The sequence below is a fragment of the Pseudomonas sp. UBA5568 genome (assembly GCF_002425525.1).
GTDB lineage: Bacteria > Pseudomonadota > Gammaproteobacteria > Pseudomonadales > Pseudomonadaceae > Aquipseudomonas > Aquipseudomonas fulva.
On sequence record NZ_DIMK01000057.1, the window covers coordinates 42,284 to 54,898 of the forward strand.

General features: G+C 62.8%; 15 protein-coding genes. 5 read left to right on the plus strand and 10 right to left on the minus strand.

Annotated features, from left to right (window positions below):
* Nucleotides 1-20: 20 nt before the first annotated feature.
* Nucleotides 21-611: a pseudouridine synthase gene (locus B2S33_RS19485; protein ID WP_288650883.1), complete on the plus strand. Its 591-nt coding sequence runs from the start codon at nt 21-23 to the stop codon at nt 609-611.
* Nucleotides 612-647: 36 nt separating this feature from the next.
* Here B2S33_RS19485 and B2S33_RS19490 read toward each other — a convergent pair whose 3' ends face one another.
* Complete coding sequence (locus B2S33_RS19490; RefSeq protein ID WP_023534618.1) at nt 648-851, minus strand: DUF2788 domain-containing protein; 204 nt, start codon at nt 849-851, stop codon at nt 648-650.
* A 54-nt stretch (nt 852-905) separates the two neighbouring features.
* Entirely contained in the window at nt 906-1,382 is a 477-nt protein-coding gene (locus tag B2S33_RS19495) for an Lrp/AsnC family transcriptional regulator (protein ID WP_023534579.1), read from the minus strand.
* Nucleotides 1,383-1,778: 396 nt separating this feature from the next.
* Here B2S33_RS19495 and B2S33_RS19500 point away from each other — a divergent pair, with 396 nt between their 5' ends.
* The gene (locus B2S33_RS19500) at nt 1,779-2,612 is read left to right on the plus strand and encodes a DUF6515 family protein (protein WP_027915233.1); all 834 of its coding nucleotides are present in this window, start codon (nt 1,779-1,781) and stop codon (nt 2,610-2,612) included.
* A gap of 4 nt (nt 2,613-2,616) precedes the next feature.
* Here the strand turns inward: B2S33_RS19500 and B2S33_RS19505 are convergent, their stop codons facing one another.
* The gene (locus B2S33_RS19505; protein WP_145280390.1) at nt 2,617-3,486 is read right to left on the minus strand and encodes a cation diffusion facilitator family transporter; all 870 of its coding nucleotides are present in this window, start codon (nt 3,484-3,486) and stop codon (nt 2,617-2,619) included.
* A gap of 21 nt (nt 3,487-3,507) precedes the next feature.
* Nucleotides 3,508-3,927 (minus strand): hypothetical protein, encoded by a 420-nt coding sequence (locus B2S33_RS19510; protein WP_027915231.1) that lies wholly within the window; start codon nt 3,925-3,927, stop codon nt 3,508-3,510.
* A gap of 119 nt (nt 3,928-4,046) precedes the next feature.
* Here B2S33_RS19510 and hrpB point away from each other — a divergent pair, with 119 nt between their 5' ends.
* Nucleotides 4,047-6,566, plus strand: coding sequence for an ATP-dependent helicase HrpB (gene hrpB / locus B2S33_RS19515; RefSeq protein ID WP_145280388.1), 2,520 nt, complete (start codon nt 4,047-4,049; stop codon nt 6,564-6,566).
* On the opposite strand, the gene B2S33_RS19520 is transcribed toward hrpB, so the two are convergent.
* The 5 genes from B2S33_RS19520 to B2S33_RS19540 all read right to left on the minus strand — a co-directional run bounded on the left by B2S33_RS19520 (nt 6,556) and on the right by B2S33_RS19540 (nt 10,490).
* Nucleotides 6,556-6,771: a hypothetical protein gene (locus B2S33_RS19520; protein WP_206405552.1), complete on the minus strand. Its 216-nt coding sequence runs from the start codon at nt 6,769-6,771 to the stop codon at nt 6,556-6,558. The genes hrpB and B2S33_RS19520 overlap by 11 nt on opposite strands.
* A gap of 242 nt (nt 6,772-7,013) precedes the next feature.
* On the minus strand, nt 7,014-7,742 hold the full coding sequence (locus B2S33_RS19525) for an RHS repeat-associated core domain-containing protein (RefSeq protein ID WP_145280384.1): 729 nt from the start codon (nt 7,740-7,742) through the stop codon (nt 7,014-7,016).
* 365 nt (nt 7,743-8,107) lie between these two features.
* The gene (locus B2S33_RS19530; protein WP_027915227.1) at nt 8,108-9,430 is read right to left on the minus strand and encodes an APC family permease; all 1,323 of its coding nucleotides are present in this window, start codon (nt 9,428-9,430) and stop codon (nt 8,108-8,110) included.
* An 83-nt stretch (nt 9,431-9,513) separates the two neighbouring features.
* Nucleotides 9,514-10,338, minus strand: a complete 825-nt coding sequence (locus B2S33_RS19535) for a carbon-nitrogen hydrolase family protein (RefSeq protein WP_027915226.1) — start codon at nt 10,336-10,338, stop codon at nt 9,514-9,516.
* Nucleotides 10,335-10,490 carry a hypothetical protein gene (locus tag B2S33_RS19540; protein WP_154665194.1) on the minus strand — a complete coding sequence of 52 codons (156 nt, stop codon included), beginning with the start codon at nt 10,488-10,490 and terminating at the stop codon, nt 10,335-10,337. Before B2S33_RS19540 ends, B2S33_RS19535 begins: the two co-directional genes overlap by 4 nt.
* 130 nt (nt 10,491-10,620) lie before the next feature.
* Here B2S33_RS19540 and B2S33_RS19545 point away from each other — a divergent pair, with 130 nt between their 5' ends.
* Complete coding sequence (locus tag B2S33_RS19545) at nt 10,621-11,400, plus strand: helix-turn-helix transcriptional regulator (RefSeq protein ID WP_028687140.1); 780 nt, start codon at nt 10,621-10,623, stop codon at nt 11,398-11,400.
* A 16-nt stretch (nt 11,401-11,416) separates the two neighbouring features.
* Here the strand turns inward: B2S33_RS19545 and B2S33_RS19550 are convergent, their stop codons facing one another.
* Nucleotides 11,417-12,073: a membrane protein gene (locus tag B2S33_RS19550; protein WP_027915224.1), complete on the minus strand. Its 657-nt coding sequence runs from the start codon at nt 12,071-12,073 to the stop codon at nt 11,417-11,419.
* Between the two features lie 167 nt (nt 12,074-12,240).
* Between B2S33_RS19550 and B2S33_RS19555 the strand changes: the two genes are divergently transcribed.
* Nucleotides 12,241-12,615 (plus strand): DUF2076 domain-containing protein (locus tag B2S33_RS19555; protein ID WP_206407271.1); only part of this gene is annotated, 375 nt, incomplete at its 3' end.

The window sequence follows — 12,615 nt, forward strand, 5'->3', positions numbered from 1 at the left end:
GCCGTCCTCAGGGGCGGCCTATGCCTGGCGCTCACCGCCAGCCCAAGGCGCCACCCGCCGAGCCGCGGTTGATCCTGTTCAACAAACCCTTCGACGTGCTGACGCAGTTCAGCGACGGCGAGGGGCGGGCCACGCTCAAGGATTTCATCGATATCCCGGGCGTCTACCCCGCCGGCCGGCTGGACCGGGACAGCGAAGGCCTGTTGCTGTTGACCAATGACGGCGCGCTGCAGGCGCGTATTGCCGACCCCAAGCACAAGCTGCCCAAGACCTATTGGGTGCAGGTCGAGGGCGAGCCCACCGAGGAGCAGCTGCGCCAACTGCGCGAAGGCGTGCAGCTCAATGACGGACCAACGTTGCCCGCCGAGGCCCGCAGCCTCGAAGCCCCCGCTCTGTGGCCGCGCAACCCACCAGTACGCTTTCGCAAAAGCGTACCGACCTGTTGGCTGGAGCTGGTGATTCGCGAGGGTCGCAATCGCCAGGTACGGCGAATGACCGCCGCCGTGGGCCTGCCCACCTTGCGCCTGGTGCGCGTGCGTATCGGCGATTGGACACTCGGTGGGCTTGAGCAAGGCTGCTGGCGCGAGGTGGCGCCGACCCTGCGGCGCTAGGCGGCATGGCCAGCGGGCACGTGGCGACCGCGCTGGCTACACCCCCTCGATGAACCCCACCACCACGCTCTTGATGATGAACGCCAGCACACCCAGGCCGAGCACGAAGAACAGGATCAGGGTGCCGAACCGCCCCGCCTGGGATTTTTTCGCCAGGTCCCAGACGATGAAGCCCATGAAGCCGATCAAGGCAGTCACCAGGATGATCATCATCCACTCTTCGAATACGGCAGGATCCATTGCAGTGCTCCAGGCGGGTTGAGGGGGCAAGTATACCCGTGAGGTGGCAACTGATCAGCGAAGGTGGGTCAATGGAAGCTCGGTGCTGGCCAACACCTGGTTGAGCACGAAGCTTGAACGCACGCTGGTGACGCCCTCGATGCGCGTGAGGCTACCGAGCAGCAGCTTCTGGTAATGGTCCATGTCGGGCACGACGACCTTGAGCTGGTAGTCGGCGTCCATCCCGGTCACCAGGCTGCACTCCAGCACCTGCGGCAGGTTGCGGATGGTGGCCTCGAAGGTTTCGAAACGCTCGGGGGTGTGCCGGTCCATGCCGATGAGTACGTAGGCAGTCAGGCTCAAACCCAGCTTCTTGCGATCAAGCAAGGCCACCTGACGGGAAATGTAGCCGTCGTCTTCGAGTTGCTTGACGCGGCGCGAGCAGGGCGAGGGTGAAAGGCCGATGCGTTCGGCCAGCTCCTGGTTGGAGATGCGCGCGTCACGCTGCAATTCAGCCAGAATGCTCAGGTCGTATCGGTCCAGCTTGCTCATGAATCATGCCTTTTCTGTTCGGATTGCGGCGAATTATCAATCCAGGGTTAAAAATTGCGCAAGTGCTATTTATCTGAGCAATCTTCGCAATCCTGTGCCGGGGCGCGCCCGGTATCGTTATCACCAGAATCACTGCCCGGACATCAGTCCACGGCGATGCGCCCCAGACGGGCGCTCGCGGCCAAGCCATCCAACAGGATGGGCCAGGCCCCCGGGCTACGCACCTTCCAGAAGACGGTGTGAGGTGAGCCGGCGCCACAAGCGCCGAGCACGGACGACAATTGCTGAAGGGAGGCCCAGGTGGCCTCCCTTTTTTCATGGCTGAAATTTAATGGGCGGCGTGATGGGGCGCGGTAGACTGGCGCAGTCAGCCGTTTTACCGTCGAGAGGACTACCATGAAGTCGCACATCTGGCAGTGGGCAGGTGTTGGATTGCTGGGCATGGGCATCAGCGTTGCAGCCCTGGCGGCCGGGCCCAACGACGGCCCAGGTGCTTTGCCCCCCGCCGCTACAGGGCCAGGTGTGGAGGCAGGGCCCGCGCCTGGGCGTGCGCTCAATTCGCGTGACGAAGTCGGTCAGACGCAGCCCCCACGGCCGGGGTTCTACCAGGACATTCCCCGCCGCCCCGATGACGGCCCGCGTTGGCATGGCCCAGGCCCTGGCTACGCGCCTCACGAGGGCTGGCAGGGCCGCCCTGGGGGCCACGGTGAAGGCTGGGGCCCCGGGCCGCACTACCGGCCTGGCCAGACCGTGGAGCGGTTTGCTGACCGTTTCTGGAAGGTGCCCTACCAGGGGCAGGACTATTTCTACTCCGGCGGGTACTGGTACCGCCCCTGGGAAAGGGGTTACCAGGTCGTGGTGCCGCCCCCGGGTGCGCGAGTCAGCTACCTGCCGCCCTATGCGCACAAGTTTCGCGTGGACGGCGCGATGATCTACCTGGTCGCCGACACCTACTATCGCTACCTGGAAAACAGCCGCGAGTACGTGGTGGTCAATCCCCCAGCACCTGCGCCTACAGCGGCGTCGGGGTATGACGTGGTGGCTTATCCGCGCTATGGACAGGGGCAGGAGCAGCAGGATCAGGACCGTTACCAGTGCCATCGCTGGGCGGTCAGCCAGTCGGGGTTCGATCCTGCCATGGCGGCCTACGCGCCGGCGCCTGCGGTTGCAAGTACCTACCAACGGGCGCTTGGCGCGTGCTTGTCCGGGCGAGGCTACAGCGTCAACTAGAGGGCTACACCGGGTCGGCGTGGACCATCACGTCGGCCTTGGGGTACTGCTGGCGGATCACCTGCGACGCCTGCACGCACAGCCCATGTGCGTGATGCAGCGGCAGTTGCCCAGGCAGCTCGATGTGCAATTGCACGAACCACTGGTTGCCCGATACCCGGGTGCGCAGGTCGTGCACGCCCAGCACGCCCTCGATGGCCAGCACGCGGCTGGCCATGTCTTCGCTCACATCCACGGGCAGCTCCTTGTCCATGAGAATCGCCGTGCTTTCGCGCGCGATCTGCAGGGCGCTCCACAGGATGTACAGTGCGATGCCCAACCCGAACAGCGCATCGAGTTGCGGCCAGCCGAAGCGCGCCAGCAGCAACGCCAGCAAGATGCTGCCGTTGAGCAGCAGGTCGGAGCGGTAGTGCAGGGAATCGGCGCGTACCGCCGTTGAACCTGTGGCGCGGATGACCTTGCGTTGCACGGCCAGCAGCGCGACGGTCAGCACCAACGACAACAGCATCACCCCGATGCCGATGGCGGTATCGCCTAACGGCTGCGGGTTGCGCAGGCGCTCCAACGCCTGCAAGGCAATCAGCACGGCACTGCCGCCGATGAACAGCGCCTGGGCGATGCCAGCCAGGGCTTCTGCCTTGCCGTGCCCGAAGCGGTGGTCGTCATCGGCCGGGCGCAGGGCGTAGTGCACAGCCAGCAGGTTGAGGAAGGACGCCACGGCGTCGAGGGCCGAATCGGTCAACCCGGCCAGCAGGCTAACCGAGCCGCTCAACCACCAGGCCAGCGCCTTGCTGACCACCAGGATGCTGGCCACCGCCAGGGAGGCGCGCGTGGCCAGGCGGAGCAACCGTTTGTGTTCGGCCGAAGTGGTCATCTCAGGCGGTCGTCCTTGACGTCAGGCGGCAGGTACCAGCCCAAGGCTGGCCAATTGTTCAGCACTGCCGCGGTGCTGGATCAAGCGTGGGTCGTCCAGCGGCAGGCGCTGCCCCAGTTCGCTTTCCAGAATGGCCTGCAGTTTGAGATTGTCCACGCTGCCATCGGCATTGACGGCGTCCTTCAGTTTGGCCGGGTCCACCTGCGCGGTTTGCCCTGGTGGGTAGTAGATGGCGCCGGTGGCGAAGTCGATGCCGAAGGCGATCAGCCCTGGGATGACGTAGAACAGCAGGCCAACGGCATCCAGCACGGCGATCGCAGGGTCGACCTTGCCGTCGATCTGGCCGCGACGGTCTGGGTAGAAGATGGAGCCGCAAGCCGTCAGTTGCGTCAGCAAGGTGCCCACGAGGGCAGCACCGATCAGGCGGGAAGCAATGCGCATGTAAATCTCCGGGCGTGGCGTTCGGCAGGCCAGGCAAGGCGCCTGAACCCGCGCAGTTAAGACCATGATAGGACAACGTCGGTTCGCCGTTATACTCGCCTGCTTGTTCGAGGGCCACCATGATTTCATTACCTATAGACCGTGTATTGCCAGATCTACGACAGGCCCTGGCCAGTCGCAATGAAGTGATACTCGAAGCGCCCCCGGGTGCTGGCAAGACCACTCGGGTGCCCCTGGCGTTGTTGCATGAGCCCTGGCTAGCCGGGCAAAAGATCCTGATGCTCGAACCTCGCCGACTGGCTGCGCGGGCAGCGGCGGAGCGTTTGGCCAGTGAGCTGGATGAGCAGGTGGGCGAGACGGTCGGCTACCGCATTCGCCTTGAAAGCAAGGTAGGGCCGCGAACGCAGATCGAAGTGGTCACCGAAGGCATTCTGGCTCGCAGGCTTCAGGAGGACCCGGCGCTGGAGGGTGTGGGCGTGGTCATCTTCGATGAGTACCACCTGCGCAACCTCGATTCCGACCTGGCACTGGCGCTGTGCCTGAGCGCCCGTGAACTGCTGCGCGATGAGCCCCCGCTCAAGCTGCTGTTGATGTCTGCCACGCTGGAGGGTGCCCGCCTCTCAAAGGTGCTCGACGATGCGCCCGTGGTCACCAGTGAAGGGCGGATGTATCCCGTCTCGACGGTATGGGGCAGCCCCTATCAGCCGGGCGAGCGAATCGATGCGCGCATCACGGACACGTGCCTGGCCGCCCTCGATGAACAACCTGGCAGCATCCTGGTGTTCCTGCCTGGGCAGGCGGAAATTCGGCGGGTGGCAGAGGACCTCAAGGCATATCTCGGCAGCCGTCCAGAGGTGATGGTGTGCCCGCTGTACGGTGACCTCGACCTGCAGGCGCAGCGTGCGGCGATAGACCCGGCCCCCAAGGGCTCGCGCAAGGTCGTATTGGCCACGAACATCGCCGAGACCAGCTTGACCATCGAAGGGGTCAGGGTGGTGGTGGACAGTGGCCTTGAACGAGTACCCAGGTTCGACCCCCGCAGCGGCATGACCCGACTCGACACACAGCGCATTTCCAAGGCCAGCGCTACCCAGCGGGCGGGACGGGCGGGGCGCCTGGAGCCTGGTGTCTGCTATCGGCTGTGGTCGCAGTCCCAGCACGAGCAGATGGCCAGCTACAGCACCCCTGAAATCCTCCAGGCAGATCTGGCAGCCTTGGCGCTCCAGCTGGCTCGATGGGGCATGAAGCCGGAAGAGATGACCTGGCTCGATCAACCACCAGCGGCGCCCTTCGCTCAAGCCACAGACCTGCTCAAGCGTCTGGGCGCGCTCGACGATGCTGGACAGCTCATGCCACACGGTGCGGCCATGAGCGTGTTGCCAGCCCACCCCCGGATCGCCCACATGCTCATCAAGGGCAATGCGATGGGCCTTGATGACCTGGCATGCAACATCGCGGCTCTGCTGGGCGAAAAAGATATCCTGCGTGGGGCCGGTGCCGACCTGCACTCCCGGCTCAGCGCACTGTCGGGCGAGCAGCATGCCCGTCGCAGTGGCGGTTCCCTGCAACGCGTGAAACAGTCTGCTCGGCAGTACCGGTCGCTGCTGCGTGGCAAGGCCTCGAGCCCTGTAGACGCGCTCGATCACCCACGGTGGGTAGGATGCCTGCTGGCGTTCGCATACCCTGATCGAATCGGCCTGCAGAGGCGGGCGACTGCATCTGAATACCGTCTTTCCAACGGTCGTGCTGCGGTGTTCTCAGAGCCCGATGCTCTCACCAAACATGAGTGGCTGGTGGTGGCCGATCTGGGTAGCCGGCAAGGACAGCGCGAGGAGCGGATCTACCTGGCGAGTGACCTCGATCCGGCCTTGTTCGATAACCAGCTGGCTGACCTGGTGAGGTCGGTCGATGAGGTCGATTGGGACGAGCGCGAAGGCGTGCTCAAGGCGCAGCGGCAGTGGCGGGTAGGCCAGCTCGTGCTGTCGACGAAAGCGCTGGCGAACCTTGACGAGCAAACCCGTTCGCTGGCCTTGGTCAGCCTGGTGAGGCGCAAGGGCATCGAGCTTCTGCCCTGGAACCCCGAGCTGCGGCAGTGGCAGGCCCGGGTGGGTCTGCTGCGCCAGCTGGATATCGAGCGTGGGCAGGCACAAAGCAAGTGGCCTGACCTGAGCGATGCCAATCTGCTGGACACGCTCGACCAATGGCTCACGCCCTACCTGGGTAAAGTCACGAGGCTCAGCCACTTCAGCCAGCTGGACCTGCCCTCGATCATCAGAAACCTTCTGCCCTGGCCGCTTCCACAGGAGCTGGACACCCAGGCACCCCAGGCGATCCAGGTGCCATCCGGCTCGAATATCCGTATCGACTATTCGCAGCATCCGCCAATTTTGGCCGTGCGGCTTCAGGAGCTGTTTGGCCTGGCAGAAACCCCACGCATCGCTCAGGGCAGGCAGCCGCTGGTTCTGCACCTCCTGTCGCCGGCTCGCAGGCCTGTGCAGGTCACCCAGGATCTGGCGAACTTCTGGCGCAGCACTTACGTGGAGGTGAAGAAGGATCTGAAGGGGCGATACCCGAAGCACTATTGGCCTGAAGACCCGCTGGTGGCCGAAGCGACTGCCAGGGCTAAGCCTAGGAAGTAGCGATGCGCATACGTAACTGAACGTCACCCGCCGTGTGCAGAACGGCTTGGTGAGCGAGCACAACGCACTGGAAATCCTCGCCGGCAAGCTGGGCGACGACCAGACCGGGGTGCCGGTGGTCGGCATCGACATCGTCCTCAGCAAACAGCCCTCTACGCCAGCGCCGCCACCTGATGGACAGTGCCCTGGCCAGCCAGGATGTCATCAATCTGAGCCTGTGCGTGCCCCTGACCGGCGCGCAGGTCGGAGCACTGACCCATGACATCGTGTGGCTGAAAAACAGTGTCATAGGCGGGCAGACCATACGGGTGCCGACTTCGTACTTGATCCAATCGGACGCCCACAAAGTTCGTAGCCGCCGTAGTATTCCTTTCCGTCGATAGCGGAAGGTTCAAGAACCTTAGCGCTTGAGGGCAGCGGTTGGGTATCTCGGAGTTTTGTACAGCCTTAGTGACGCATTTTGACAGTTCTAAAATCATGGACACTGGGGATAATAACGGGCATGCCGTTCCGCATCAATGTCGCCAGTTCTGCATTAGACTCCACCGGCATGCTTGGTTTGTAGAGTCCTTCTTCCAACAACGACTCAATAACGTGTACGAGGCGTCCTGTAATCTTTGAATTTAATGCTTCAGTCAATACATGGTGGCGGTTCTCAGTGTTAACATATTTCTCGATGGCCTCTGAAGCATCATTTGGGCTGCGCAGTATATTGCGTTTCGCTTCTTTTAACTCCCCTTTGGAAATCTTGAACCAGTGTTGAATCTCTTTATAGGACATTTCCTTCAGTTTCATATTGCTGAAATCCCTTTTCGCTAACTCCGAGGGATGTGTCGGCCACTTGCCTGCTTCGCCGCGACTCGGCAGCGTAATAGCTGGTCTTCGCACATTTTTGTTGGGGTATAGGAAAGAGTGCCCAGTGGGATCGCTGCGGTTCACGGGGTCGTTTGAACAGTAGGCGTAGGTATTCATGCCACCCGCGTCGAACGGGCTTAGGCTATCAGGTGAAAGAAAACGCATTAAGCGCGTGTTGTAGACTCTGTATCCGGAGCCAAGCAGGTAGAGCGGTGTCAGCGCTTGCGCATGCTCACCATTGAAGCCAAGTAACGTGTGTGCAGATCGAATCTCTGCGGCAAAGCCGTAAGGCGAGTACGCCGATCTCTCGAGTCTGTTCATGCGATTGTGCTCGCGGTTGGAGAACTGTCGTTTCGCCCGTTAGCAGGGCGGGCGTCTTGAGTATCCGGGTGATGTACGCACCCGGCCACTGGCAAAACTGACAGGTGTTAGAGAACGGCCTTGGGCCCCGCACGAAATCGCGAGCAACCCAATCGCCGAACCACGAATGCCAACGGTTATAAAGATCCATGCCATTACGCATTTGTTATCCGTCGACGGCCGGAAGCCTCATAGAATTCCAGCTGCGAAGAACGCCACCGAGTTTTTCCAGATTTCGCACTGGCCGCAATCATCCGATCCCCACCCTGACCCAAGCCCTGCGGGGCATATCTCCAAGCCCCGCAAATCATACTGCCCACTCGACCTCAAGCCTCCTCGAAATGCATCTCTGGCGGCTGTTGGCGCAACCCACGGGTGATGACCAGCAGGTACAGGCACCCCATGCCCAGCCAAGCCACGCCAAGGTAGATGGCCATGGGGTCCAGGCTTGCCATCAGCCACAGATCCGCCATCAGCCCGACCAAGGGGAAGGCCAGGTACACCGCTGCCGCCTTGAGCCCGCGCTCGCCCTGGGCGATCCAGTAGTGAAAGATCACCGACAGGTTGACCAGGCTGAACGCCAGGAAAGCGCCGAAGTTGATGAACGAGGTGGAGGTCGTCACGTCCATGCGCAAGGCCAGCAGCGCGACTACGCCACACAGGACGATGCTGATGACCGGTGTGCCGAACCGCGTACTCAGTCGCCCGAACCAACGCTTGGGCAGCACACCGTCGCGGCCCATGGCGAACAGCAGGCGCGAGGCACTGGCTTGGGCGGAAAGCCCCGAGGTGAACTGGCCCACGATCAGGCCGATCAGGAAGAAACTCACGAAAATGTCCCCGCCAATGGCCTTCGCGATTTCGTAGGCGGCCGAGTCCGGGTTGCTGAAGGTCGCGCTTGGGTGCGCGAGTTGGACGAAGTAGCTGGCCACGATGAAGATGAAACCGCCCAGCAGGGTGATGAGCAGGATGGCGCGAGGGATGGTCTTGCGCGGTTCATGGGTCTCCTCGGTCAAGGTGCTGACCGCATCGAAGCCCAGGAACGAATAACAGGCGATGGCGGCGCCACTCATGATCAGGGGCAGCTGGAAACCGTCCTGATGAAAGGGTGCCAGCGACCACAACGGCTGGTTCAGCTCGCCGGTGGCGTAATGCACGGCCAGGCCCACGAAGGCTGCCAGTACGAGGAACTGAAGCAGCATAAGCACGCCATTGACGGTCTTGGCCAGCTGCAGGCCGATGATGTTGATGGCCGTGGTGACGGCAATGAAGGCCAGCACCCACACCGGGTGCGGCACCGCCGGAAAGGCCGAATGCAGGTAGGCCGCGCCGATCAGCCAGATCGCCATGGGCAGGAACAGGTAGTCCAGCAGCACCGCCCAACCGGCCAGAAAACCCAGCTTGGGGCTGATGGACTTGCGCACGTAGGTGTAGGCCGAGCCGGCGACGGGGAAGGCCTTGGCCATCTTGCCGTAGCTCAGGGCGGTGAACAGCATGGCGATGGAGGCGGCCAGATAAGCCGAGGGCACGGCGCCCTGGGTGGTGTCGGCGAGGATGCCGAAGGTGCCCAGCACAATGATGGGGGTCATGTAGGCGATGCCGAACAGCGTCACCGCACCCAGCGACAGGGTGCGTTTCAAGTGGGCCATGGTGTTACTCCGGATTGTGTTTTTTATGGAGTTCAATGTCAGGGCCCGGCCTGGGCCCTGGGCGCCAGCCGTGGCGCAAAGGTTCAGACGGTGGTCAGGATCAGTTCTCGCAAGCCGTCAGGGTGCTCGACCTGCTGGCCTGGCAGTTCGAAGCGGCGCTCGGCCAGGTAGCTGTAGTCCTGGCGCGCTTGCCCGATCAGCGCCAAGTCGAGGTCCAGTTGCAGCCGGCAGGCGGTGCGCCCTGCCTCGCATAACAGTTGGCCGTAAGGGTCGACCACCGCGCTGCCGCCTGCAAAGACCAGGTTGCCATCGCCCTGGCCGACGCGATTGACCATGACCGCATAGGCCTGGTTTTCCATGGCGCGGGCGCTGATGGCGGTGCGGTGCGTGGGGCCATAGGGGTCCATGTTGCCGTTGGTCACCAAGATCAGCTCGGCGCCCAGCTGGCCCAGGGCGCGGGCGCTTTCGGGGAATTCGATGTCGAAGCAGATCAACAGCCCTACGCGCACCCCTTTGTACAACGCCGTGGCGTAGCGATCGCCCGCCGTGAAGATGCCCTTGTCGGAGGCCCACAGGTGGGTTTTGCGGTACTTCAACGCGACACCGTCCGGGGTGATCAACACGGTGGTGTTGTAGAAGTGCCCGTCTTCGCCCGCTTCGGCAAGGCCAACCACGGCTGCCACGCCCTTGTCGGTCACCGCTTGGGCGACGGCAGCAAGCGTCGGGCCGGTCAGGGGCTCGGCGATAGCCGCGATGTTGTCATGGGTTGGAAAGCCCATCAGTTGGGTTTCCGGGAACACGATCAGGTCCACATCCGCTGCTGCGCGGTGGATCGCCTCGAGGGTGCGTTCCAGGTTGTAGGCGGTGTCGCCGTCGCGACCGTCCAGCTGGACGAGTTCTACTTTCATTGCAACTCCTGAATGCGCAGCCCAACGGCTGCCAGGTGATCGACGCGGCGTGAAACCAGCTGCTGTGGCGCACGGTGAGTGCCCGAGTATGCCGCTGCCATCGGCGGCGGGGTAATTACGCCCTTGAGGTAACCCATAGGGGTTAGCCCCATGCAAATCCGTCGGTACTGGTCAACGCTGCGCTGAAAACAGCGCCGCAATGCCGATGCACTCCAGTACACTTTGCCTGCTCGGTTGTATTCACCCTGACCTGCGTCTCACCTTTTGGTACAGAGCCCGGACATGAACCTTACACTTCAGGACATTGCCTGGCATCGCTCGGTCGGCCAGGTGATCGATGCGTTGGACCACCCCGGCTTCTGGCTGCGCCTGGTGCGTTTGCTGGAGCAATACGTGGCGTTCGACAGCTGGGTCGCGTTTCTTTTCAGTGAGCACCGCCCATTGGTGTATGCCGAATCCCCGGGCAGCGACGGCGGGCTGGACCCGTTATTCCAGGATTACCTCAAGGGCCTCTACCTGCTGGACCCGTTCTACATCGCCAGCCGGGAAGCACCGGCAAGCGGCCTGGTCCAACTGGCCGACGTGGCCCCTGAATGCTTCGAGCGCACCGACTACTACCAGCGTTATTTCCGCCTTAACGTGGTGGCCGACGAGGTGCAGTACAACGTGGCCCTGGATGCAGGGCGCACGCTTTGCCTGTCGCTCGGTAGCCGCTCACGCTTTGCAGGTGAGCAGATTGCGTTGCTGCACCTTTTGCAACCCTGGGTGCTGGCCACCATGCGCCAGCGCTTTCGGTTCGAGCACGATGTCGACGAAGTCACCCCGGCGCCTGCGTGGCAGAACCACTTGGCCGAGGGCTTTGGCCACCTTGAAACGCCGCTCACCGCCCGCGAACTGGAAGTGGGCCGCATGCTGCTCAGCGGCTGTTCCAGCAAGGAGATCGGCCGCAAACTCGCCATTTCATCGGAAACCGTGCGGGTCCATCGCAAGCACATCTACCGCAAGCTGGGCATCAAGTCCCAGTCGGAGCTGTTCGCGCTGTTCCTCAAGGCCCAGCGCTAGCAGCCAACGGCTGCGTTCAGGTGCGCTGCTCGACTTCGAGCAGCATGAACAGCCGGTACATGACCACCGTGCCGAACAATTGCAGGAAGCCTGCCAGGCTATCCACCAGCAGTTGCACGCCAGGGGAAGGATCGGGGATGGCCATCAGGATCAGGCCTTCGATCAGCCAGATCGACGCCAGCACCCCCAGCAGGCACACCAGAATGCGCATGAAATGGCCAGTAGTCATGCGGGCGCTTTCGCGCATCGCCTGCACCACGGGCAAGCCGCGCAGCACCAGCAGGTATTCGCCGAACACCAGGTTGACCATGATCCACACCCCTGGGAACACGAACAAGGCCATGCCGGCCATGATCAGCAACGAGCTGATTAGCACCAGCAGCGTCAGCGCCGGCCAGAGCTGCACCGCACGGGCAAACAGGTCGCGCTTGGCGATGGCCTGGCCATTGCTGCGGGTATCGAGGTAGAGGATCAGTGCAGCGCTGTACAACGGGTAGCACAGCACGTAGATCAGCATGCCGTAGGCCGGCGAGGCCTGCTCGCCCAGCTGGCGATACAGCACCTGGGTCAGCACGGCTTCGAGCACCACCAGCGGCAGGCACAGTTGGGCAATACCGGCCAGGTGGCGGGTGAAGAAGTGGAGGGAGTCGCGCAAAACGCTCAGCGGATTCATGGGTCAACATCGCATGGCAGTTGAAACAGGGGGTCTAACTCTAGCCCAAAGCGACCCCTGATCCGTCACTTGCTGAAAAAAGTTTCACCCCGCCAGTGATTGAATCAGCCGCGTTAACGCCCCATCTTTGAGCCTGTCCGTTGTCCCGCTACCCACGAGGTCGCCCCATGAATACCGAAGAACAATCCCTGATCGATGGCCTGTTCAGCCGCATCAAGCAGGCCGAAGACCCAAGCCAGCCCCGTGATGCGCAGGCACAGGCCTGTATCGAGGCGCACGTGCGCCAGCAGCCGGCGGCCCCTTACTACATGGCCCAGGCGATCCTGGTGCAGGAAGCGGCCATCAAGCGCCTGGACGAACAGAACAAACAGCTCGAAGCCGAACTCAAGCAGGCACGTGCCCAGGCCGAGGCTGCGCAGGCCGGAGCCTCGCAGAACACAGGCGGCGGCGGTTTTCTGTCCAGCATCTTCGGCGCTGGTGGGCGCAGCTCGGCGCCGGCACCTGCCCCTCAACCCCAGCGCTCGGTCGCGCCGTCCGCACCC